Source organism: Romboutsia sp. LXY-2, assembly GCF_056171995.1.
This window is the reverse complement of sequence record NZ_JBKFGI010000014.1, coordinates 40882-65614: the sequence shown is the minus strand read 5'-3', so window position 1 is coordinate 65614 and position 24733 is coordinate 40882. Positions and strand designations below refer to the sequence as shown.

General features: G+C 29.0%; 23 protein-coding genes. 15 read left to right on the top strand and 8 right to left on the bottom strand.

Annotated features, from left to right (window positions below; all coding sequences use genetic code 11):
• Positions 1-32: 32 nt before the first annotated feature.
• The 8 genes from nagE (at position 33) to ACI48P_RS18410 (ending at position 7381) form a co-directional block, all read left to right on the top strand.
• Positions 33-1469 carry an N-acetylglucosamine-specific PTS transporter subunit IIBC gene (nagE, locus tag ACI48P_RS18445; RefSeq protein ID WP_475218459.1) on the top strand — a complete coding sequence of 479 codons (1437 nt, stop codon included), beginning with the start codon at positions 33-35 and terminating at the stop codon, positions 1467-1469.
• A gap of 112 nt (positions 1470-1581) precedes the next feature.
• Positions 1582-2361: a copper homeostasis protein CutC gene (locus tag ACI48P_RS18440; RefSeq protein ID WP_475218457.1), complete on the top strand. Its 780-nt coding sequence runs from the start codon at positions 1582-1584 to the stop codon at positions 2359-2361.
• Between the two features lie 289 nt (positions 2362-2650).
• Positions 2651-3121, top strand: coding sequence for a GNAT family N-acetyltransferase (locus ACI48P_RS18435; RefSeq protein ID WP_475218455.1), 471 nt, complete (start codon positions 2651-2653; stop codon positions 3119-3121).
• A gap of 49 nt (positions 3122-3170) precedes the next feature.
• Positions 3171-4400 (top strand): MFS transporter, encoded by a 1230-nt coding sequence (locus tag ACI48P_RS18430; RefSeq protein ID WP_475218453.1) that lies wholly within the window; start codon positions 3171-3173, stop codon positions 4398-4400.
• Positions 4401-4445: 45 nt separating this feature from the next.
• Positions 4446-5006, top strand: coding sequence for a histidine phosphatase family protein (locus tag ACI48P_RS18425; RefSeq protein WP_475218451.1), 561 nt, complete (start codon positions 4446-4448; stop codon positions 5004-5006).
• A 201-nt stretch (positions 5007-5207) separates the two neighbouring features.
• The gene (locus tag ACI48P_RS18420) at positions 5208-5936 is read left to right on the top strand and encodes a hypothetical protein (protein ID WP_475218449.1); all 729 of its coding nucleotides are present in this window, start codon (positions 5208-5210) and stop codon (positions 5934-5936) included.
• A gap of 39 nt (positions 5937-5975) precedes the next feature.
• The gene (locus ACI48P_RS18415) at positions 5976-6746 is read left to right on the top strand and encodes a bactofilin family protein (protein ID WP_475218447.1); all 771 of its coding nucleotides are present in this window, start codon (positions 5976-5978) and stop codon (positions 6744-6746) included.
• An 11-nt stretch (positions 6747-6757) separates the two neighbouring features.
• Positions 6758-7381 carry a DUF4004 family protein gene (locus ACI48P_RS18410; protein ID WP_475218446.1) on the top strand — a complete coding sequence of 208 codons (624 nt, stop codon included), beginning with the start codon at positions 6758-6760 and terminating at the stop codon, positions 7379-7381.
• 251 nt (positions 7382-7632) lie between these two features.
• Here the strand turns inward: ACI48P_RS18410 and ACI48P_RS18405 are convergent, their stop codons facing one another.
• Positions 7633-9021: an MATE family efflux transporter gene (locus ACI48P_RS18405; protein WP_475218444.1), complete on the bottom strand. Its 1389-nt coding sequence runs from the start codon at positions 9019-9021 to the stop codon at positions 7633-7635.
• 372 nt (positions 9022-9393) lie between these two features.
• Here ACI48P_RS18405 and ACI48P_RS18400 point away from each other — a divergent pair, with 372 nt between their 5' ends.
• Positions 9394-11889: a heavy metal translocating P-type ATPase gene (locus ACI48P_RS18400; protein WP_475218442.1), complete on the top strand. Its 2496-nt coding sequence runs from the start codon at positions 9394-9396 to the stop codon at positions 11887-11889.
• Between the two features lie 179 nt (positions 11890-12068).
• Here ACI48P_RS18400 and ACI48P_RS18395 read toward each other — a convergent pair whose 3' ends face one another.
• Positions 12069-12755, bottom strand: a complete 687-nt coding sequence (locus ACI48P_RS18395; RefSeq protein WP_475218440.1) for an MBL fold metallo-hydrolase — start codon at positions 12753-12755, stop codon at positions 12069-12071.
• Between the two features lie 119 nt (positions 12756-12874).
• Positions 12875-13222, bottom strand: a complete 348-nt coding sequence (locus ACI48P_RS18390; protein ID WP_475218438.1) for a winged helix-turn-helix transcriptional regulator — start codon at positions 13220-13222, stop codon at positions 12875-12877.
• A gap of 157 nt (positions 13223-13379) precedes the next feature.
• On the opposite strand from ACI48P_RS18390, the gene ACI48P_RS18385 reads away from it, so the two are divergent.
• The 3 genes from ACI48P_RS18385 (at position 13380) to ACI48P_RS18375 (ending at position 17072) form a co-directional block, all read left to right on the top strand.
• Complete coding sequence (locus ACI48P_RS18385; protein ID WP_475218436.1) at positions 13380-14099, top strand: SDR family oxidoreductase; 720 nt, start codon at positions 13380-13382, stop codon at positions 14097-14099.
• 24 nt (positions 14100-14123) lie between these two features.
• A complete protein-coding gene (locus ACI48P_RS18380; protein WP_475218434.1) occupies positions 14124-15836 on the top strand; it encodes an ABC transporter ATP-binding protein in 1713 nt (570 codons plus the stop codon).
• A gap of 108 nt (positions 15837-15944) precedes the next feature.
• Positions 15945-17072: an ROK family transcriptional regulator gene (locus ACI48P_RS18375; RefSeq protein WP_475218432.1), complete on the top strand. Its 1128-nt coding sequence runs from the start codon at positions 15945-15947 to the stop codon at positions 17070-17072.
• A gap of 69 nt (positions 17073-17141) precedes the next feature.
• On the opposite strand, the gene ACI48P_RS18370 is transcribed toward ACI48P_RS18375, so the two are convergent.
• The 5 genes from ACI48P_RS18370 to ACI48P_RS18350 form a co-directional block, all read right to left on the bottom strand.
• A complete protein-coding gene (locus ACI48P_RS18370; RefSeq protein ID WP_475218430.1) occupies positions 17142-17744 on the bottom strand; it encodes a hypothetical protein in 603 nt (200 codons plus the stop codon).
• 19 nt (positions 17745-17763) lie between these two features.
• Positions 17764-18432, bottom strand: a complete 669-nt coding sequence (locus ACI48P_RS18365; RefSeq protein ID WP_475218428.1) for a hypothetical protein — start codon at positions 18430-18432, stop codon at positions 17764-17766.
• A gap of 15 nt (positions 18433-18447) precedes the next feature.
• Positions 18448-19254: a hypothetical protein gene (locus ACI48P_RS18360; protein WP_475218426.1), complete on the bottom strand. Its 807-nt coding sequence runs from the start codon at positions 19252-19254 to the stop codon at positions 18448-18450.
• A 12-nt stretch (positions 19255-19266) separates the two neighbouring features.
• The gene (locus ACI48P_RS18355; protein WP_475218425.1) at positions 19267-19974 is read right to left on the bottom strand and encodes a hypothetical protein; all 708 of its coding nucleotides are present in this window, start codon (positions 19972-19974) and stop codon (positions 19267-19269) included.
• 75 nt (positions 19975-20049) lie between these two features.
• On the bottom strand, positions 20050-20832 hold the full coding sequence (locus ACI48P_RS18350; RefSeq protein ID WP_475218424.1) for a hypothetical protein: 783 nt from the start codon (positions 20830-20832) through the stop codon (positions 20050-20052).
• Positions 20833-20994: 162 nt separating this feature from the next.
• Here ACI48P_RS18350 and ACI48P_RS18345 point away from each other — a divergent pair, with 162 nt between their 5' ends.
• From ACI48P_RS18345 to ACI48P_RS18335, 3 genes are all read left to right on the top strand, one after another.
• Complete coding sequence (locus ACI48P_RS18345) at positions 20995-21678, top strand: hypothetical protein (RefSeq protein ID WP_475218423.1); 684 nt, start codon at positions 20995-20997, stop codon at positions 21676-21678.
• Positions 21679-21942: 264 nt separating this feature from the next.
• Complete coding sequence (locus ACI48P_RS18340; protein ID WP_475218421.1) at positions 21943-22764, top strand: SDR family oxidoreductase; 822 nt, start codon at positions 21943-21945, stop codon at positions 22762-22764.
• Positions 22765-22794: 30 nt separating this feature from the next.
• Positions 22795-24723, top strand: a complete 1929-nt coding sequence (locus tag ACI48P_RS18335; RefSeq protein WP_475218419.1) for a BglG family transcription antiterminator — start codon at positions 22795-22797, stop codon at positions 24721-24723.
• The last annotated feature ends 10 nt before the right edge of the window (positions 24724-24733 follow it).

Below are 24733 nucleotides of genomic sequence, written 5' to 3'. Positions count from 1 at the left end.
ATATAAATTTTTAGAGAGAGGGGTATATCGATATGATGAAAACATTACAGAGATTAGGAAAATCTCTAATGCTTCCAGTAGCTTGTTTACCAGTAGCAAGTATATTTATGGGGATTGGTTATTACATTGACCCAACTGGATGGGGAGCAAACAGTATAATAGCTGCTTTCTTAATTAAAGCTGGAGCGGCTTTAATAGACAACATGGGTGTATTATTCGCAATAGGAGTTGGACTTGGAATGTCTGATGAAAATGATGGAGCAGGTGGCTTAGCTGCCATTGTTTCATGGCTAATAATAACAACATTATTATCTACAGGCGTTGTTGCATTATTTAAAGGAATTGATCCGGCGGAAGTTCCAGCTGCATTTGGAAAGATTCAAAATCAAGCAATAGGTATATTATCAGGTATTATAGGATCTAGTTGTTATAATAAATTTAAAGGAACTAAACTTCCGGATGCATTAGCATTCTTTAGTGGAAAGAGATGTGTTGCCATAGTTACAGCAGGAGTTTCACTTATTGCTTCAGTAGTATTATTCTTTGTATGGCCAACAGTATACAATGCATTAGTATCTTTTGGTACTTCTATAGTGTCAACAGGTGCAATAGGTTCAGGTATATATGCATTCGCAAACAGACTACTTATACCAACAGGACTTCACCATGCACTTAACTCAGTATTCTGGTTTGACGTTGCTGGAATAAACGATATAGGTAACTTCTGGGCAGGTACAGGAACTCCTGGAGTTACAGGAATGTACATGTCTGGGTTCTTCCCAGTAATGATGTTTGGTTTACCAGCAGGAGCTTTAGCTATGTATCACACTGCAAAAGATAGCAAAAAGAAAACTGCATACGGATTATTATTAGCGGCTTCAATATCTTGTTTCGTAACTGGTGTTACTGAGCCATTAGAATTTGCATTCATGTTCTTAGCACCACCACTATACTTAGTGCATGCTGTACTTACAGGTATAACTGCAGCAGTAGTTGCATTATTACCATTCAGAGCTGGATTTAACTTTAGTGCTGGTCTTATAGACTGGGTATTAAGTTTCAAGGCTCCAATGGCAGTAAACCCATGGATGTTAATACCAATAGGTTTAGTAGTTGGTTTAATCTACTATGTAGTATTTAGATTTATGATAGTTAAGTTTAACTTAAAGACTCCAGGTAGAGAAGATGATGATACTGAAGAAGAGCAAAAAATAACATTAAGTAACGATGACTTCACAACAATGGCTTCTATAATATTAGAAGGATTAGGTGGAAGAGAAAATATAGTATCTATAGATAACTGTATAACAAGACTTCGTATAGAAATAAAAGACCAATCAAAAGTTGATGAAAAGAAAATAAAATCTGCAGGTATTGCAGGTATAATAAGACCAGGAAAAACAAGTATTCAAGTTATAGTTGGAACTAAAGTTCAATTCGTAGCTGATGAGCTTAAGAAAATGGTTTAATATTAAAAGTACTTAAATTAAAAACAAATAATACTTATATAAAAAAGGTATCGCCAAACAGCGATACCTTTTTTAAAATAAATATATGAATATTTAAAAGAGAGGTTTGACTATGGAAAAGTACATATTAGAATGTTGTGTAGATTCTGTAGAATCAGCAATAGAAGCAAAAAAGGGTGGAGCTAATAGATTGGAATTATGTTCCAATTTAATAATTGGGGGAACATCACCAAGTATTGCATTATTTAAGAGTATAAGAAAAAACGTAGATATAAAGATAAATGTTTTACTTAGACCTAGATTTGGAGATTTCCTATATACTGACAATGAATTTAATATAATAAAAGAAGAAGTAAAGATGTTTAAAGAAGCAGGAGCTGATGGAATAGTAATCGGGTGCCTAAAAAGTGATGGTTCACTTGATATAGAAAAAATGGAAGTATTAATTAAAGAAGCTGGCGGAATGCATGTAACGCTACATAGAGCTTTTGATGTTATGAAAGATCCATTTTTAGGTTTAGAGCAAGCTAAAGAACTTGGAGTAAATACAATACTAACTTCAGGACAAAAAAATACTGCTCTAGAAGGTAAGAATTTAATATCAGAGTTAATAGAAAAGGCTTCAAATGACATTGAAATATTAATAGGAAGTGGAGTTGATGCACAGGTAATAAAAAGCTTCCTACAAGATACAAATGCTAATGCATTTCATATGTCAGGGAAAGAAACACTAGATAGCAAAATGGAATATAGAAAAGAAAATGTATCAATGGGATTACCTATGATGAGTGAATATGAAATATGGCAAACTAGTAGAAATAAAATAGAAGAAGCTTATAAGGTGATAAATAGTCAGAAAAATAAAAAATATTCACAAAATACACAAAGTTAAAATAAATAGCGGTGGATAATGTGGATAACTTTAACAAGAGTATTTAAATTGCTAACTTACAAAAGAGTAATATTATACTTTGAGTGTGGATAAGTGTTAGAAAATTTCGAAAGTATTATAGTAAAACCCCTTATACCTAGGGGTTTTTATTATGTACTAAAATTGGAGTATAATAAATAGTAGATGTTTTTATTACAATAATATAGTATATAATTATATGAATATTTATTAAGTAATAGATTTGATATTTATTTTTACTTTTACATATAAGTTTTGGAGGGGATATATATTGATTGAATTATGTAAAGCGACCCACAGGGATTTGCCTTTTATCTGCCAAGTATGCAAGTCTACAGAGGAAATATACTCAAACATAATGCCAGGAGCTTTTTCTAAGCAAGGAAAAAAGTATGAAAAGTTTGGATTACCACTAGATTATGATATCCACATTATTAAAATGGATGAAAATCCTATAGGATTTTTAGGATTAACACAATTAAAGGAAGATAGTGTATACTTAGTAGCCTTATATTTACTTAAAGATTTTTATAGACAGAATATAGGAAGCCATACTTTAGATTATTTATGTAGCCAACTAAATCAAAAGGGGATTAGCGAGATAATACTTCAAGCTCATGTTCATGCTTATTGGGCAATAAATTTTTATAAGAAAAATGGATTTAAAGAAATAGCAGGTGATGAACAACATATTAAAAACATTATTATGAAAAATACTGTTATTATGAAAAAGCAGTTCTAATAAATATAGATTATGTAATAAACATAATAAATATTGGGGGGAGAGTACTTTGTCAAATCAAAATAAAAAGATAATACTGCTATTCTTTATGGTAGTTTCGTTTTGCGCTTTAGCAGCAGGTTTTAGTGATACAATTCTTTCTAATTACTTTAAAGATGTATATGATATAAATGCAGTTCAGCGTGGAATTATAGAATTTCCAAGAGAATTACCTGGAGTTATATCTATATTTGCAGTATCAACCTTAGCTTTTTTAGGCAATTATAAAATTGGTATAGTAGCACAATTACTTAGTGGATTTGGGATATTAGTACTAGCTTTTTTTACACCGTCATTCAATATAATGCTAGTATTTTTATTTATATACTCATTAGGGACTCATATGTTTATGCCTGTTCAGGATTCAATAGCAATATCGCTATTTCGTGATGAGAATCTTGGGAAAAGAATGGGTCAATATAAAGCTATAGCAACGGCTTGTAGTACAATTGCAGCAGTAATAATATTTTTTGGATTTAGATATGATTTATTAACTTTCTCTTCAAGAATAAAACCTACCTTTGTGATTTCATTTATATTTATTATATTAACATCAATATGCCTAGTTTATATAAATACAGTTAAAAAAGAAAAAGTAAATCAAGAGATAAAACAAAGAAGCAAAGTTAAATTTGTTTTTAGAAAAGAATACAAGCTATATTATATTTTATCTATATTACATGGAACTCAAAAACAGATTATGTTAGTATTTGGACCGTGGGTGCTTATAGACTTATTGTCACAAGGTGCAGATACAATAGCACTTCTAACAATAATAAGTTCTTTTGTAGGGATATTCTTTGTTCAGGCTCTTGGAAAGTGGATAGATAGTCTGGGTATTCGTAAAATTATGTATCTTGATGCGATAAGTTTTATTGGTGTTTACTTAACTTATGGATTTATCACGGCAGCAATTTTAAATGGAAAATTAACAAATGTAACTTTAGCTGTAGTTTTATCTGGTGGTTTATTTGTTTGTGATAGAATTTCTATGCAGATAGGCATGGTTAGAAGTATGTATCTAAATTCTATAATAGTGGATAAGAGTGAGATGACTCAAACACTTACAACAGGAGTTAGTTTAGATCATATTGTAACTATTGCATTTGCTCCTATTGCAGGATATATATGGACTAATATTGGACCTCAGTATATATTCTTTATTGCAGCAGGTGTATCATTGATAAATGTATATATTGCTAAGATAGCTAAAATAGAGGAAGTAGCAACTAATGACTAAGGATTTTACAGTTTATTTAAAATAATGAAAACTTAAGGGGGAATTATGAATAGAGTATATTTTGTTAGGCATGCTAAACCAGATTTTTCTGTACATGATGATTTAACTAGACCGCTAACAGTAGAAGGACTAGAAGATAGTAAAAAAATAGCTGAGATTTTAAAAAATAAAAACATTTCGAAGATATACTGCAGTCCATATAAAAGAGCTGTAGATACAGTAAAAGATTTAGCTGAAATACTAAATCTAGAAATTACCTTAGTTGATGATTTTAGAGAACGAAAAATAAGTGATGAATGGATAGAAGATTTTAATGCTTTTAGTAAGAATCAATGGGAAGACTTTAATCATAAATTAGATAATGGAGAAAGTTTAAAAGAAGTTCAAGATAGGAATATTAAAGAATTAACCAAAATTCTTAGTGAAAATGATGAAGAAATTATTGTTATAGAAACACATGGAACATCATTAAGTTGTATAATAAATCATTTTGATAAATCTTTTGGTTATATGCAATTTGAAGAAATAAAAAATGTAATGCCTTTGATAATTATAATGGAATTCGAAGGATTAAATATATCAAACTATAGCGTACATGAATATTAAGTGATAAGAAAGAAGAGGATTAATATATTAAAGTAATTAAAAAAATAAATATAAATAAAGCTGTAAATAAGAAGCTAAGTTAAACTTAGCTTTTTTTATGTTTAATGATTGCAAAAATATAAATAAAATATCCTTGACAGTGTAACATTGTTCTATTAAACTCATATATATAATAAAACAATGTTACGAAGAGGTGAGTATATGAATGAAAATAAACACAATTTAGATTTAAGTGGACTAGGAACTTGTTCTGGAGGAGAATTTAATAAAGTTGATATATCTGGAAAAGGAAAAGTTAATGGAGATATTAAGTGCATTAAATTTGATGCGTCAGGTATGGCTACAGTAAATGGAAATATTATTTGCCATAACTTTTCTACATCAGGTATGTCAAAGGTAAAAGGAAGCATAAATGGTAAGGAAATAGAAGTATCGGGAACACTAAACGTTGATAGTAACACTACAACAGAGCTTTTAGACGTAAGTGGTATGGTTAAAATAAACGGAAATGTTAGAGCGAATGAAGTAAAATGTGAAGGCTTTTTAAAAGTAGAAGAAGATATTGAATGTGAAACAATAGATGTATACGGTGTCTTAGATAGCAAAGGTTTAATCAATTGCGAAAGCTTAAATATTATATTATCAGCAGAGTGTAATTGTAGAGAAATAGGAGCTACAAGTGTTGTAATTGAATGTGATGATAGCCCTACATCAATATTTAGTTTTCTAGCGCCAAAGAGATTTAGAAGAAAAAGATTATATGCATCTTTAATAGAGGGGGACGACATTAAGCTAGAAAATTGTGAAGCTAAAATAGTAAGAGGTAAAAATATAAAAATAGGTCCAAATTGTAAAATAGATGTTATAGAATACAGTGAAAGTATAGAAGTAGATTCAAATTCGAAGGTTATAGATACTAATAAAATATAAATAAGGTATAATTAATTACTTTATACAGGAGACTAATTTATGGAAAAAAATAATATAAAAATAGCAGGTAGTGGATTTATTAGCGAAGGAAGCTACGGTAAAATAAAAATTATGGGAAGTGCCAGCTCTAATGGAAATATATGTGGTGAACACGTAGTAATAAATGGAGATGCAAGCTTTAACGGCAATTTAGATTTTAATTACTTTAAAGTCAATGGAGATACAAGAATAGAGGGGCATTTAAAGGCAAAAGAAGTAAAGTTAAATGGAGACTTAACAATAAGCGGTAATTGTGAAATAGATAAATTAGTTGTAAGTGGAGATTTTAAAATTAATGGTGTAATAAAGTGTAACAATGTTACGATAAGAGGGGATTTAAAAGGAAATGACAGTATATATGCTCATGAGCTAAACATATATGGAAGAATAAAAATGGATAAGAATGTAGAAGGAGAAAATATAAAAATACACGGTGATATAAAGTGTGATGGATTATTAACGGGAGAAAAAGTATTGATATATCCCAGTGGAAGAAGTACATGTAAAGAAATTGGAGCTACAAATTTAGATATATTAAAGTACAAAAATATTGGAATATGGCCTTTTAGAATATCATTTGGAAGCAGAGGAAGCCTAAAGTGTGATTTAATAGAAGGTGATAACATTAACTTAGAAAAGACAACTGCAAAAATAATTAGAGGAAAGAATGTGTCTTTACTTAGTAAGTGTGAAGTTGGTAATATAGAATATAGTGATACTGTAGAAATATCAACAGACTCTACTGTAAAAAGCAGTACGAAGGTAATCTAAGGAGAAAGACTATGGAAGAAATATTAATATCAAAAAAAGATTTACTAGCTCAAACAGGAATATCTTATGGGCAATTATATAGATGGAAAAGAAAAAATATAATACCAGAGGACTGGTTTATAAAAAAATCAACTTTCACAGGTCAAGAGACATTCTTCCCAAAAGAAAAAATATTGGAAAGAATAGAAATTATATTATCAATGAAAGATGGGATATCTTTAGACGATATAGCAAATATGTTTGTTGAGAAGAAAAGCAATAAAAAATATAGCTTAGATATACTATTGGAAAAAGGCGCTATAGGAAACTATACAAAAGAAGTATTTAAGAATATTTATAAGGGTGAAAAAGAAATAGAAAAGAGTGAACTATTAATACTTAGTATAATAGAGAATTTCCTAATTAGCTCAACAATAACTCTAGAAGAACTTAAAAATATAGCTAGCATAATAGGAGATAACTTTAACGAAATTTTCAACGAAAACGGTAAGATATACTTATACAGAAAATTAGGTATACCATTTATAATAGCAACTAGCGATAGTACAAAAATAATAACAGATGAAAATATGGTAAAAGTAATAGAAATAAACGTAATGAAAGAAATAAGTGATATTTCTATGAAACTAGTATAAATAAAATATTCATAACTACTTTTCGGATAAAATAATGCCACAACAAATTTTATTTGCTGTGGCATTATTTTATCCGAAAAAAAAGCTACTCTTGGGGGAAGAAGTAGCTTTAATGTATGGGGGAGATCGGATATATGTTTTTTATTCCGTTCATATTTTAATTATTGACTGTTTTGGAATTAATATACATTTAAAATAAAAATATTTAAAAAAATAAGGATTCCACAAAATAAATTGTGGAATCCTTTATTTTACTCATTGCTTGAGTCACTTGCAAGTTCTGCATCAGAATATGAAATTTTAGAAATATCTTTAATAACAGCTTTTGTTTTCCATCTACCACTCTTATAATAAATGCCTGTAACTACTAAGCCTACCAACCATCCAATAGGTATACCCATCCATATTCCATTAACTCCAAATATTCCTGACAGTAAGTATGCAGCTGGAATTCTTGCTAGCCATAAAGAAATCATAGAACTTATTAAAGCGAATACTGAATCACCAGCACCTCTTATAGCACTTGAAAGCATAAAGGAAGTAGCTATAAATAAGAAGAATGGTCCAGTAATCATTAAATAAGATGATCCAATCTCAATAACATCAGGATCAGAATTAAACAAAGATATTAAATTACCTCTAAATAATATAAATAAACCACATACAAATATGGAGATGGCTAAAGCCATTTTTAAAGAAGCTTTAACTCCTCTATTAACCCTATCAACTTTACCAGCACCCATATTTTGCGCAACAAATGTAGATGTTGCTGCACCTAAATTCATAATAGGTAATGATATAAAGGTTTCAATTTTAGAACTAGCTCCAAAAGCAGCCATTACTGATGTACCATATCCATTTACAAGAGACTGAAGTGTAATACTTCCAACAGAGAATAGCATTTGCTGTATTCCAGTAGGTATACCTAATTTTAAGCCGACCTTAAATATATTATGATCATAGCAAATACCTTTAAATTTGATTTTAAATACATCGTGTTTTTTATTTAGATAGATAATACTAGTAATAAATGAAACACCTTGAGCTATAACAGTTGCTAATGCTGCACCCTCAACGCCCATTTTAAATATAATTATAAATAGTGCATCTAAAATGATGTTTAGTATTGTAGCGATTATAAGAAAGTATAGTGATGTTTTAGAATCGCCAAGACCTCTAAGAATAGCACTTACAGAGTTATACCCTGAAGAAAAGAATGTACCAGAGAAAATAACAACTAAATATAACTTGGATTGTTCTAAAATTGATTCAGGTGTATTTATTAATCTTAATATAGTTTCGCTAAAAATTATACCAATTATAGTTATTACAGCTGAAGATATAAACACAAATATATAAGTGGTATCTATAGAAGCCTTTACTTTTTTCATATCCTTTGAACCATAGTATTGAGATACTAATATAGAAAAACCAAGTGTAATTCCCATAAGTAGAGAAGTAAGTAAAAACATTATTGGATTAGCTCCAGATACAGCTGCCATTGCATCTTTTCCTATAAATTGGCCAACAATAATACTGTCAGCTGTATTGTAAAGTTGTTGAAATAGACTTCCTATTAGCATAGGCAAAGAAAATAAAAAAATGGACTTTGCCTCATTTCCTACAGTTAAATCATTCATATAAAAATCCCCCGTCAATAACAGATTAAGTAAAAATCCCCCTATATAAAAGTATAATTCAATTTACTGAAAATTAACACAATACTTATAAGTTTATTTGCTAATAAATAAGTAATAAAATAATAAACTACTAAAATTTATTTTAAATACAATAAAATAATCTATTTAGGAATAATAATAATGGGAATAAATTAAAAATAGCCATATTTTAGGATTATGGGAAAATTTTATTGACAAAAATAATCTGTGAGATATAATTTAAGTATAGATACTACCCCTGGGGGGTATGCATAACGAAAGATTAAAAGCATTATAATGAGAACTTATAATATACGAATTAATCATATACAAAAAGAAAGGAGAAATAATATAATGGCAGAAAATATAGTAAAGAAGAGCTATAAAGTCACAGGCATGACTTGTGCAGCCTGTGGTAAAGCAGCAGAAAGAGCTGTAAGAAAAATTGACGGAGTAGCTAGTCAAAGTGTAAATATGGCTACAGAAAAAATAGAAATAGAGTACGACTTAGAAAAAGTAAAATTTGAAGATTTGAAATCAGCAATAGATAAAGCTGGGTACAATCTTTTAGAAGATACAAGTTATAAAAATATTGATTTGAAAATAGGAGGTATGACTTGTGCAGCTTGTGCTAAAGCAGTAGAAAGAGTGGTTAAAAAATTAGACGGTGTAGAGAATATAAGCGTAAATATGGCTACAGAAAAAGCTACAATTAACTATGACTCATCTAAATTAAGATTATCTCAAATAAAATCATCAATCGAGAAAGCTGGATATAAAGTATTAGAAAAGAAAAGCAATCAAGAAGATAGCGTAGATGAAGATAAACTAAGAAAAGAAAAAGAAATGAAAACTTTATTTACAAAATTTATAGTGGCGATAAGTTTTTCAATACCATTATTTTATATAGCTATGGGACCTATGATATCAAAGCCTTTTGGACCTTGGCCAGTGCCAATGATAATAGACCCTATGCATAATCCATTAAATTATGCATTAATACAATTAGCATTAGTAATACCAGTAATGCTAGCAGGATATAAATTCTATACAAATGGGTTTAAATCATTATTTGCTAAAAGCCCTAATATGGATTCATTAGTAGCAATAGGTACATTAGCAGCATTTTTATATAGTGTATATACAACATATAAGCTAGCTAATGCTGAGACTATAATAGGTCATGGCCATCATCAGTTATATTATGAAAGTGCAGGAATAATAATAGCCTTAATATTACTTGGGAAGTATTTAGAATCAAGATCTAAGGGAAAAACTAGTGAAGCTATAAAAAAACTTATGGGACTTCAGCCTAAGACTGCAATAATAGTTAGAGGAAATGAAGAAATAGAAATACCAATAGAAGACGTTGAAGTTGGTGATGTAATAATAGTTAAGCCCGGAAGTAAGATACCAGTAGATGGTATAGTAATAGAAGGTCATACTTCTGTAGACGAATCAATGCTTACAGGAGAAAGTATGCCAGTTGAAAAAAATATTGGAGATAAAATAACTGGAGCAAGTATAAATAAAAATGGAAGTATTAAGTTTAAGGCAGAGAAGGTTGGTAGCGATACAGCTTTAGCTCAAATAATCAAGCTTGTAGAAGATGCTCAAGGTAAAAAAGCACCAATAGCTAAACTTGCAGATACAGTATCTGGATACTTTGTACCGGTAGTAATATCAATAGCAATAGTTTCAGCTTTATTATGGTACTTTGTAGGTAATAAAGATTTAGAGTTTGTATTAACAATATTTATATCAGTTTTAGTTATTGCCTGTCCTTGTGCACTAGGTCTTGCAACTCCAACAGCAATAATGGTTGGAACTGGAAAAGGTGCAGAAAATGGGATATTAATAAAAGGTGGAGAAGCACTAGAACTAGCACATAAAGTAGATACAATAATCTTTGATAAAACAGGTACAATAACAGAAGGAAAACCTACTGTAACAGATATAATAACTAATGGAGTATCAAAAGATTATTTACTTCAATTAGCATCAAGTGCAGAAAAAGGTTCTGAGCACCCATTAGGTGAAGCAATAGTAAAATACGCACAAGACAAAAATATAGAGTTTAGGAAAGTAGACGCTTTTAAAGCTATACCAGGTCATGGTATAGAAGTTAATATAGATAATAAAAACATATTACTAGGTAACAAGAAGCTTATGAATGATAGAAATATAAGTTTAGAAAACTTCCAAAATAAAAGTGATGAACTTGCAACTCAAGGTAAAACACCAATGTATATAAGTATAGACAATAAACTAGGTGGAATAATAGCAGTTGCTGACGTAGTAAAAGAAAGTAGTAAAGCAGCAATAGAAAAACTTCATAGCATGGGAATAAAAGTTGCTATGGTTACAGGTGATAATAAAAAGACTGCAGAAGCTATAGCTAAGGAAGTAGGAATAGATATAGTTTTAGCAGAAGTTTTACCACAAGATAAGTCAAATGAAGTTAAAAAGCTTCAAGAACAAGGTAGCTTTGTTGCTATGGTAGGAGATGGAATAAATGATGCACCAGCATTAGCACAAGCTAATATAGGTATAGCAATAGGAAGTGGAACAGATGTAGCTATGGAATCAGCTGACATCGTGTTAATGAAGAGTGATTTAATGGATGTTCCAACAGCTATAAAATTGAGTAAAGAAACTATTAAAAATATAAAACAAAACTTATTCTGGGCATTTGGTTATAATACTATAGGTATTCCAATAGCTGCGGGACTTCTATATATGTTTGGAGGACCACTATTAAATCCAATGTTTGCAGCAGCAGCTATGAGTTTAAGTTCAGTATCAGTAGTAACTAATGCTTTAAGATTAAAAAAATTTAAAGGATATTAAGAATACGCCGCTTCGGGGGATATAATAGTTTGCTTACATGCAGGCCAAAAGCGGGCCTGCAAATGTAATGTGAACTGTTATATCCCTCTTTGCGGGTGTATCACATGAATATGGTGGTGTGGTAGCAAGAAAAATATATATTATTAAAAATAACAAATTATTTAAGTCGTAAATACAATCTATTCAATTATGAACTCTTCATTTTCATTAGAGATTTTTATTACTCTATCTCTATATTCAACTGCATATTCAGAGTTTTTTAACATGTCTATTACTCTGTATGTTTTCCAAAAATGCATTGGAAAAGCAGCTTTGGTATTGGTGTTTTTCATGAATGTATCAAATCCAAGATAATATTGTAACCCTTGTCTTGAATCAAGTGGTATAAATGCTAAATCAAAAGTCATTCCTTTTATTTTATTAATTTCATTTTTATATTTAATAGCCATGACTTCATTTTCTTCATCGCTTAACTCGCCTTCCCAGTGCCACCAGTTTAGATCTCCGGCGTGGTATATTCTTTTACCTTCAACGGTCACAATAAATGCAACTCCTAAGTCAGTAGATTCTAAAGTTTGTATATCTAAATCATCTACTTTTACTCTAGTATTTGGTTTTACAAATACTGTATTATTAGATTCATTTTTAGTTATATCATCAGATAATATATAAGTAATATTTTTAGAGTCTTTTTCTAAGCTAAATATAATAGGGTCAAAATGATCATAATGTTGATGACTTGAAAATATATATAGTTTTTTATTTTTATCAAGGCTAGGTAAATCACCTTTAAAATAGTCAAATAAAATGATGCAGTTATCTAATTCAACTGAGAAACTGCTATGATGTATGTATGTTATTTTCAAATTAAATCCTCCTTAGTACTTATTGTATATAAATATAATATCACAGTAAAAATTTTATAATGTAGTTAATAATATATTTTTAGATAAAAAAGCCACCATTATTCTTAATTAATGGTGGTTTAATCACATTGAGGATTTATAAGCTCATATTTATCGTCCATATTATTAGCACCCCAATCGCACATTGCCGATAGTATAGGGTATAAACTCATACCTTTTTCAGTAATTGTATACTCTGTTTTAGGTGGAACGGTAGGATATACAACTCTAGATATTAGTTTATCTTCTTCTAATTCTCTTAGTTGGTTAGTAAGAGTTTTATGTGATGTGTGGTTAATAAAAGTTTTTATTTCTCCGAATCTTTTAGTTCCTTCTTCTATTAAGAAATAAACTATCAATGGTTTCCATTTTCCACCAATAACATTTAAAGTAATTTCCATTTCGCAAGTTAAACGGACTTTATTCATAAATTCCCTCCGTAAATTTAAGTTACAATCTGTTGAAATAACACAAAGGTTACCTTAGTTTCCCTATGTAACTATTATGTGCGTACTTAAATCAAATAATTAATTTATATATAATTATAATATAAAAAATATATAATGTATACAAACGGAGGTACACATGAAAAAATTAGTAGTTGTAACAGGCGCAAGTTCAGGAATAGGAAAAGAAATAGCAAAGAAGATGTCAAACAATGGTCATCCTGTACTATTATTATCAAGAAGGCTAGATAAAATGGAAGAGTTAGAGCTACCAAATGCATTATGTAAGTCAGTAGACGTTACAGATATAGAAGCTATGGAAGTTGCAATAAAAGAAGCTGAAGGCAAATTTGGTAAAGTTGATTGTTTAGTAAATTGTGCTGGTATAATGTTGTTAGGCCATCCGGAAACTCAAGACTTTAAAGAGTGGAACGATATGATAGATGTTAACATAAAAGGAATATTAACAGGAACTAATATAGTATTAAAAGACATGGTAGAAAGAAATGAAGGAACAATAATAAATATAAGTTCTATAGCAGGTAGAAAGACCTTTGGAAACCACTCAGTATACTGTGGGACAAAGTTTGCAGTTCATGCTATAACAGAAAATATGAGAGAAGAGGTTGCATCAAGCAACGTAAGAGTAATAACAATAGCACCAGGAGTTGTAGAAACACCTTTATTATCACATACAAGTGATGAAGAAATAAAAGACAACTATAATGAATGGAAAAAGACTATAGAAGCTGGGCTAGAACCAGAAAAGATAGCAAGTTGTGTTGAATTTGTATATAATCAACCACAAGATGTATGTATAAGAGAAATAGTAATAGCTAAAACAAAGCAAGTAGACTAAGTAGATATAATGGAGGAACAAATAATGAAAATGTTGTGGAGGTATGCATTAAAATATAAGCTTCAATTTATTGGAAGGGTAATAACAATTTCGCTAGTAGCACTAGCAAGTATAGCTTTTGACTTTATGATGGGGTTTATAGTTGATATATTTGCAGGAGGGCAAGTTGAAAAATTTATTCCAATTACAATAATAAGTATATCTTTAATAGCAATTATGTTCCTTACAGAATATATTGATGGTCTAGTTATGTCATCATACATTAAAAATACAATAAACTATTTAAGGACTGATATTTTTTCAAAGATAATAGATAAAGATATTAAAGATTTTTCATTAGATAATAGTGGTAAGTATATTTCTATATTATATAATGATATAAAATTAATAGAAGATAGCTTCTTAAATAATATTTTCCAAGTTATAGCATCATTATTATCTTTTGTTATATCCTTAGTAGTATTATTTTCTATTAGTCCTATTATAGTAATTTTTATATGTATATTTGGAGTATTAGGTTTTGTAGTTCCTAATGCTCTTTCTAAAAAGTTAGTTGTAGAAAAAAATAATTACTCTGAAAATCTTGAAGAAATAACTTCAGTTACTAAGGATTTATTTACAGGTTTTGAGGTAATAAAAGGATTTAATATTAGTAATAAAATAAATAAGGTATTTAAAAATGCATCAAACAATGTGGAAACTTCTAAAAGAAAATGTTCTATACTTGAGTCTATAGTTAAAGGATTTTCCTTATCTTTTAGTGTAACTATTTACCTAGGGGTACTACTTGTAGGTGGATATCTAATGTATAAAGAAAATATATCTGTAGGTACAGCTATAATAATAATTCAGTTAAGTACACATATAGTTGGTCCAGTAAAGACAAGTATATCTTTATTTAACCAAATAAAGTCAGTATCTTTAATAGCAAATAAAATAGAAAATATATTAGAAACTTCAGTTAATGATGTGGAAGAAGTAAACCTTAACAATTTTACAAAAGCTATAGAAGTAAAAGATTTAAGTTTTTCATATAATGAAGAGCGTAAAGCCTTAGACAATATTAATCTTACTTTTGATAAAAATAAAAAGTATGCTATCGTTGGAGAAAGTGGTTGTGGTAAAAGTACATTAATAAAATTATTGATGAGATACTATAATGACTATGAAGGTGATATTAATATTGATAGTAAAGATATAAAATCTATTTATAGTTCAGATTTATATAAAAATATATCTATGATACAACAAAATGTATTTATGTTTGATGATTCTATAAAAGAAAATATTAAACTGTTCTCAAATTATAGTGATGAAAAAGTTTTAAGAACTTGCGAAAGAGCAGGTATAATAAATCTTATTAATAGATTACCAGAAGGTATAAATTCATTAGTAGGTGAGAATGGAAATAAGCTATCTGGTGGAGAAAAGCAAAGAATAGCAATAGCAAGAGCTTTAATAAATGATACTCAAATATTAATACTAGATGAGTCAACTTCGGCATTAGATAATGAAACCGCATATAATCTTGAAAGTTCTTTGCTTAGCTTAGAAGATCTAACATTAATAGTAGTTACTCATAAGCTTATCAAAAATATATTAATTAATTATGATGAAATAATAGTCATGAAGGATGGAAAAGTTATAGAAAAAGGAACTTTTGATTATTTAATAAGTCAAAAAGGATACTTCTATAGTTTATATTATATCCAAAGTGATGATACTAACATTATATAAATATAAAACTAACCACTAGTTAAATATACTAGTGGTTTTATTATATAATAACAAACAATATGTTATAATATGGGTATTAATACAAAGACAAAATAGAGGAATAAATAAATGAACTTGAAAAGTAAAAATACTATGGAAATTAAAAAAATAAATAGAAATATAATATATAAATTAATATATAAGAGTGATGGTCTTTCTAAGCAGGATATTGTAAACAAATTAGGATTAAGCTTACCTACAGTTACTCAAAATCTAAAATACCTTAAGGAACAAAATCTAATAACAGAAAATGGTGAATTTGAGTCAAGTGGAGGAAGAAAAGCTAAAATAATTACTTGTGTAAAAGATTCGAAGCTTTCTTTAGGTATAGATATTACAAAAAATCATATTAGTATGGTAGTACTTGATTTAATGGGAAGTATAATAAATAGTATTAGAATTAGTAAAAAATTTGTAAATAAAGAAGAGTATTTTATAGAATTAAATTCAATATTAGAAAATTTTATAGAAGAAAGTAATGTAGATAGAGAAAAAATACTTGGAGTAGGAATATCTGTGCCAGGTATATTATCGGATAATAAAAAAAGTATTGTATATTCCCATGCACTAGAGTTAAGAAATTTAAATTGTGCAAATTTTTATAATAATATACACTATCCATGTGTTATGAGTAATGATGCTAGTGCAGCAGGTATTGCAGAGATTTGGCATTGCGACAGTACTGAAAATGTATTATATTTGTCTCTTAGTAATACTGTAGGAGGTGCTATAATACTTAACAACAAATTATATGAAGGTGAAAATCAAAAAAGTGGAGAAATTGGTCATATGACTCTTATGCCAGATGGCAAGGAGTGTTATTGTGGTAAAAAGGGATGCGTGGATCCATATATTTCTGCACTTAGATTATCAGAGAAATGTAGTGGGAATTTAGGCGAATTTTTTGATTTAGTTAATCAAGGTGATGAGAAATTAGCTAAAAATTTGGATAGTTATTTAAAATATTTATCCATGACAGTAAATAATCTTAGAATGATATTTGATTGTAATGTTATCTTAGGAGGATATGTAGGGGCACATATGGAAAACTATGTGCAAGATTTAGAAAGTAAAGTCAAAGAACGTAATACTTTTGAGAAGGATACTGACTTTATTAAAGTATGCAAATATAAAAGAGAAGCCAGTGCTGTTGGAGCCGCTTTAATTTACTTAGATGGTTTTATAAATAGTATATAAATATAGTGGTACAATAATTTTAAACAATAAAAAATGACTAAGAGGATTTTCCCTTAGTCATTTTATTTTTTAGCTAATAATAGCATATATCTTACATAAAGGAACTAGATATATTTTTGAATCTCCTGGTGTCGGGTCAAGTAACCAAACAACATCATAATCACAATGAATAACATTTAGTTTATTTATAGATAAAGAATCAGTTGGTGATACTCCGGAAATACCTAACTTAAAAGATCGATTTGCTGGATCTATTTGAGTATAAGTATCTTTGAAGTAACTTATAAAACTATATTTACAACAACAGTTTTCATTACATGGTACATTTAATGTCATTATAGAACAATAATCTTTATTAAGCTCATTTATTACTAACTGATAATTATTAGATGCTGGTTTTATACAAATAGCATTTAGATATTCTAAACATAAGTCTAATGTAATATCAGTAGCTTGATTATTTATATTAGTTTTACCTATTACCTTAATAAGATTAGGATATTTACTATCTTGTAATGTTGCTTTAGTTACAGTTAGGTTTGAATCATAATACACTGTAAGTTTATCAGTAGGATCTATTAAGTCACAAAGTCTTGCTATTATACATATAGCTTTTTTAAGACCACAAGTACAACAACAGTTATTATTTATATTATCATTATTCTTATACAAAGATATCTACCCCCTAAGGTTATGAAGTTATTAATGGAGATTTGTCAAAGGTGATACCTATTAGCTCACATAATGATATTACGTAATAGGTTGTAGTAGGAGTGGCATCTGGTACTACATTTTTACCCCATACAGTATCTTTATTAATAGCTAATATTTGTGTAAACGTAAATGTATTATTAGGTGTTGAAATATATACAGCATTACCATTAGCAGGAGGAAGTAAAAAATCTTTTGCTTTTAGTAAATATTCAATCAATCCATTTTTACAACAACATGACTTAGGAGAAGTATATCTTATTTTTGAGAAAGTATAAGTTATTTTATTATCCATATCTGTGCAAGGACTCGTACTAGTATCAACTTGAAACTCAAAAGCATTAATCTTACAGGTATTTAAATAGCTTATATCATCCTGATTTGATGGATAAGGAAAAACAGGTACAATATCTGGTGCAATATAAGGAATTCCGTATATAGTATTTGGTATTATTATTTGTGGAATATCTACTTTTACTGGTGGTAGTTGCTGATAATACTTTAGACTTCCACTTGTTATGCAATTGCTACCAGCTGAAGCTACTAAAAAATCTTGATAGAAAAAATCAAGAGCACATAATATACCGTCTTTACAGCAACAGTCATCTCTCTTTGGAGGAGGTGTACAACAACCATTATTTTCAAACATGCTATCACTCCTTCCTTAACTAGCCGTAAACTTGGCTATTTTACAAGTTGGTATTCCGAAATATATATTTCGTGGTGCAGAGAATATTGCAATATCGCTATCTACTGCTACTAAAGTAAGTCCTGATATTGTTCCAGTATCTCCTGTTAATCCATTAGAATCCTTGGCTAAAGTATTTTCTAAAGTTATTTCATAAGTTATTCCAAGACCATTTAGATATAAAGCTTGAGCCATTCCATCACCACAGTCACAGCAACATTTGCACTTTGGAGTATAGAAGAAATTTTTTCTGAGATCTAATGTGTTACTAGTTGGACTTGTTCCAAAAGTAAATTTTAGTGCAGATATAGAGCATATAGAAACTCTATTATCATCGTATTTTATTAAATCATCAGTTATTGAAGTTGATTGTATTGCGGTACTAGGATTTAATCCTAACAATGCATCTGTACAAGTTAGAGTGCTTGATATATCTGTTGGAATTATATTACCATATATACAAAGCGTATTTGTTGGTGCAGTAGTATCAAGAGACTTTAAATATAAGTACTCTAATAATTTTCTTATTCCTTTTTTACAACAACAGTCACCTTCTTCAGATTTTCCAGTGCCACAAACACTTACATGGACACTACTATTATTACCAGAAGCATTTCCACCTGTACCTTGACTACCTTCTATTGTAGGGCAAACTGAACTGTTTGCAGTTATAGGATTATAATCTGGTGAACAAGTTGAATAATCACATCCTCCTGAACAGCTATTACAAGAGCATCCTCCATAGCTACCACAGCTAGGACAACAGCTTGAATCATAACTCATATTAACATCTCCTTACTTATGATATTTTATTGATTTTAGATTATAACAATCACAATTTGAATAGTGAGTTTCACAATACTCACTTAAATAGTCTCTACTTTTATAAGTACTATATCTTGCAGTTGTGCAAGTAGTACAATTAATAATATTTCGTGATGCAATCTCAAGCACTAAGTGTGCCAAATCGGATATTGTATCTTCAAGGCAAGTAACATCTTCTAGTAGCATACATATTAGACATTCTAGAATATCACTTTTACAACATAATTTGGAATCACATAAACATTCAATATTATTAATTTTTGATATTATATTTGCAATAAGTTCAAATATCTTAACAAATAAACATAAAGTCTCACTAATTAGATTGCAGTCTTTTGTACATTGGCATTTTAGTTGACATAGTAACTTCTTCAGATTTTCTAATAAACACATAAATCGATCCAATTGTTGTAAATATCCATAATTTTTATGACATTCTGTTTTGCATTCAATATGACAGATTATATCTATTAATTTATCTACTAAGCTTTTACAGTTATGACAATTACATTTACTATCACAAGGGTTATCGCAATAGGAGTTTTCATCAGTAAGCGAAAATATTAAATCTTCAAGAATGTCACATTCTTTTTTATGACATTCATTTTTACAAAATAATTTATATTTTATAATTGATAGCTCTTTATATATACATTCAAGCTGATAAGCGTAAGTCACAGTTTTACCCCCTTTTTATATATTTAGAACAAGTCCATATATGATCTGGACTTGTTCATTAAAACAGTCTATAACTTATTTACAAGTTTTACAGCCACAGCCACCGTGATGAGTTCCCATTTGTCCATAAGGTGGTTTAGGACCTCCATGAACTAAATTAGGTGGGCATACAGGTCTAACTTTTCTAGGAGAACAAGTTGCTGTATAGCAAGGTGTACAAATTGGAGAATCACAAACTGAGAAAGCTATTACTATAGAATTTAACTCATTTACTAATCTATCTAATTCACATAAATCATTTACGAACTCACATACTATACAGTTGAAGAAAGATTCAGCAACAACTTTACATTCTGTCTTAGCGCACTCGCAATATAATACTATAGAAGCTGCTTTAGATATAGCAGAAATTAGTTCTGTAAATATTTGAAGCAATAAGCAAAGAAAATCTCCTAGTATATCTTTACAGCTATCATGACAGCAAATGCAAAGTAATTTAGCTTTTAAAGAATTACATAAGCATTTAAATCTTTCAAATTGGGATTTTAGACCATAATCTAGACATCCAACTCTAGTAAGAATACAATCTAAAGTTTCACAAAGCATTGTAAGATATCCAGGTGCGCCTCCTCCAGAGTCAGTTAATAATAAAGTTTTTATCGTATCCCAATCAGAGCAACTGAAAGGATTAAATGTTTCAGGTGGCTGGATAAGGGCTAAACAAACACCGTTTTCATCTTTAACAGGATAAAAACCAGAAGAACTTTGTACTAAAATTTTTTCATTAATAATATCTAATAATTCTGATGAAACGTATGTTAAATTATTTACATATAGTTTTGCGTAATTACAACTCAATATAAACACTCCTTAATTAATTTTTTAATAAGATAATCTTAATATCTTGATAACAATATATGTAAATTAACAAAAAATGACACAAAAATATAAAAAAATAACATTAACTTTTTTATAACAAATATCATATTATTAAGTATATATTTAATGGGAGTGAGGTAGATGGACAATTTATGTAAGGGGAATATTGTTATATACCCTGTGACAGCAAATAAAATATATGATTATAGTAGAGCAACTAATAAAGTTAGTTCAAACATTTCTATAAAGTTTGATATTTTAAGTGATGTATCATTGCCACGAAACACTAAAGTCGAAATTATTGAGACTGAATTTGAATATTCATTTAATAACATAGAGAAAAAAATTCATATAAATGGTCATAAAATCAAGAAATCATCAAATTGTTTAGAGGAGATAATTTGCATCAGTGATAAATACATTAATTCAGTAGATAAGTCATGTAAGTGTTTAGTCTTAAATATTACGGAAAGTTTAAATCTTGAAATTGGTGTCATAGTTAGGATTAAAGGTATAGCACATATTAATAGTTGTGATAAAGTTTGTTTTGAGGCCATAGGAAAAGGCAAGGATAAGGTAAGTAGTATTATTGTAAGTAATATTTATATACCAAATAGACCTAAATGTTTTAAAGATAATTATTTAAAAGTAAAAAATGACATTGTAGGTTTAGCTAATCCAGAGTATATATTTCTATCACCATTATTTGATTGTTGTGGTTGTGTAGAATTTTTAATGGGTAATGTTTTTATAAATTATTGTATTAATCTCGATATGTTATCAATAGTACCATCAGATATAAACTTAATATCATATAAGTATTAAAGCTCTAAAAGATAGTATGAATTTATTTACTATCTTTTTTATATGCCTAGATATATAAATTGATATAAATTTGTCTAATGTTGACAATTAAATATAAAAAAAATAATATAAGTATAAAGACTTATGGAAAGGTGTTTTGTAAAAGTGTTTAATATATAATACATGTTATTTCCAAAAAAAAGAAAAAAGACGCATTAATTCGAAAACATACCTTTGATAATATAAAGATAAGAAAAAGAAAAGACACATATAGGGGTGATATTAATGCAAAATACATGGCTAAATTTAGAAGGTAAAACTGTAATAGTTACAGGTGGAGCTTCAGGAATTGGTAAAGCAGTTGCACAAGAATTTTTAAATATTGGATCAAACGTTGTAGTTTGTGACTTAAATAATGAAGAACCAAAATTTGATATAAATGAAAAGTCTGGGAAAATGTTATACATAAAGACAGATGTAACAAACATAGAAAATGTAAATGATACTGTACAAAAAGCTAAAGAAAGATTTGGAAGTGTAGATGTATTAGTTAATAACGCAGGAATAAACATACCTTGCTTATTAATAGATGATAAAGAAGAAAAAAGTAAATATGAGTTAAATGAGAACATATATAGCAAAGTTATGGATGTAAATGTAAAAGGCGTATACTTATGTGCTCAAATAGCAGGAAGAGAAATGGTTAAACAAGGATCAGGAGTAATAATAAATATGTCTTCTGAAAGTGGATTAGAAGGTTCAGAAGGACAAAGTGTATATGCAGCAACAAAAAATGCAGTAAACTCATTTACTAGATCTTGGTCAAAAGAATTAGGTAAAAAAGGAGTTAGAGTAGTTGGAGTAGCTCCGGGAATACTTGAAGCAACAGGTCTTAGAACTTTAGCATATGAGGATGCTTTATCATACACTAGGGGAATTACAATAGATGAACTTAGAGCTGGATATAGTAAAACATCAACAACTCCGCTTGGAAGATCAGGAAAATTAGAGGAAGTTGCCAACTTAGTTTGTTTCTTAGCTTCTGAAAAAGCAGGATACGTTCATGGTGTAACAGTAAACGTAGCTGGAGGAAAGACGAGAGGTTAATTTACAGGTAGGTGGCAGAAGGGGGAGAGTATGAGTTATATAAATGACGACAATAGGTTAGCTAAAATTTTGAGAATTATAGAGGACAGTCATTCTGCCACAACCACTTCGATTTCAACTAAATTAGGAGTGAGTCCAAAAACTGTAAGAAATGATATTAAAGAAATAAATGATTTATTAAAGGGATATGGCTTAATTGAAAGTAAAAATGGAAACTATGTGCTATACGTAATAGATCCTATAAAATTTGATAAGGCATACTCAGATATATGTAATTTAGACTATATTTTTAACTCACCTCAAAAGAGAATGGCTTATATTTTAAACAAATTGATGGAAAGTAATGAACCTTATTTAACTGATGACTTAGCAGATGAAATGAATATAGGAAGGACCACTTTAATAGGAGATCTGAAAAAATTAAGAAAAGAACTAGAGCATTATGATTTAGCAATAGTAGGAAAAACCAATAACGGGCTTATATTACAAGGTGACGAAATTGATTTAAGACTGTTTGTTTTAGAAAATATGTATGAGTATATTTATGGTGAGTTTGCTTTGGATGAAGATATAAGCTATTTAATAAGAAATATATCTGGGAAAAATTATTTAGCTACTAATACCATAGAATATTTCATAAAAGCTTTTACTGTAATGTTAGGTAGATTATTAAACGGATATACAATTACAAACTTAAGTAAAAAACATGAAGAACTATATAATACATCAGCATTTTTATTTGTAGATAAAGTAGCAGATGAGGTAGAGAAAAAGATTCATACTAAAATACCTAAGAATGAACGCTTATTTATGACATTACCGATAGTAGGGATGAGAACACCTATGAATGTAAATGGAGTAAAAGATATTCAAGTTTCAGAAGAAGCGATTGATTTAGTAAATGACATTGTATGTTTAATAAAAAAAGAAATGAATATAACAATTACTGCAGGTGATTTATTCGAAGAGTTTGTATACCATGTTTCATTTATGCTAAATAGGCTTAAGTATGGAATTAAGTTAAAAAATCCTGTTATAGATGACATAAAAGAAAAATATTCAGTTGCATATAAGATGGCTGAAATGGTTAAAGAGCTAGTGAAAAATAAATTTGATGAAGAGTTATCTAAAGATGAAGTAGGATTTCTTGCAGTTTACTTTGGAGTTTTTATAACTGAAAATAGCTTAGTAGAAAGTAAGCAAAAAAGCATAGCTATAGTATGTGGAACAGGTAGAGTTACAGCTAGATTAGTTAAAAATCAGCTAAAAAAGATAGTTGAATCTGAAACTATAATAGAGTTATACTCTGGAAGCGAAATAAATAGTGAACTGTTAAATAAGTATGACTTAGTTTGTGCAACTGTTAAGATTGAGCATAAGACTACAGCACCAGTTATTTACTTAAGAGAAATCTTTGATGAGGAAGAGTTAAGGAAGAAAATAAAGAGAGTAACTTACACAGAAAAATTAGAGATACCTTTATTAAAAGGTATGGATTCTATAGTACTTAGTATATTAGACGAAGACAAATTCTTTATATTAGATGAGGATAAAAGCTATATAGAGAATATGAACATGATGATTGATAATCTTTATTATGAAGGTTACGTAGATCAAGATTTCAAAGAAAGAATGAGAATTAGAGAAGAAAATTCAACAATGGTTTTTGACAAACATATTGCTTTTCCTCACGTTGTTAATCACAAAAGTGACAAAGTAGTGCTAGCTTTAGGTGTATCAGAAAATGGTATATCAGCTAGTAATGATAGAATGGTTAAGCTAATGTTTTTATTAGGTATACCTGAGGAAATTGGTCTTGATGAAGCTATATTAATAAAGATATATAATGAAATAATTTCTATTGCAAGAGATATAAATACCGTAAATGGTATATCTAAGGTAAAGAGTTATAAGGATTTGTTACTTTATATCATTAAGGAAAGCGATATTTTAAAATAGAAGAGGTGAA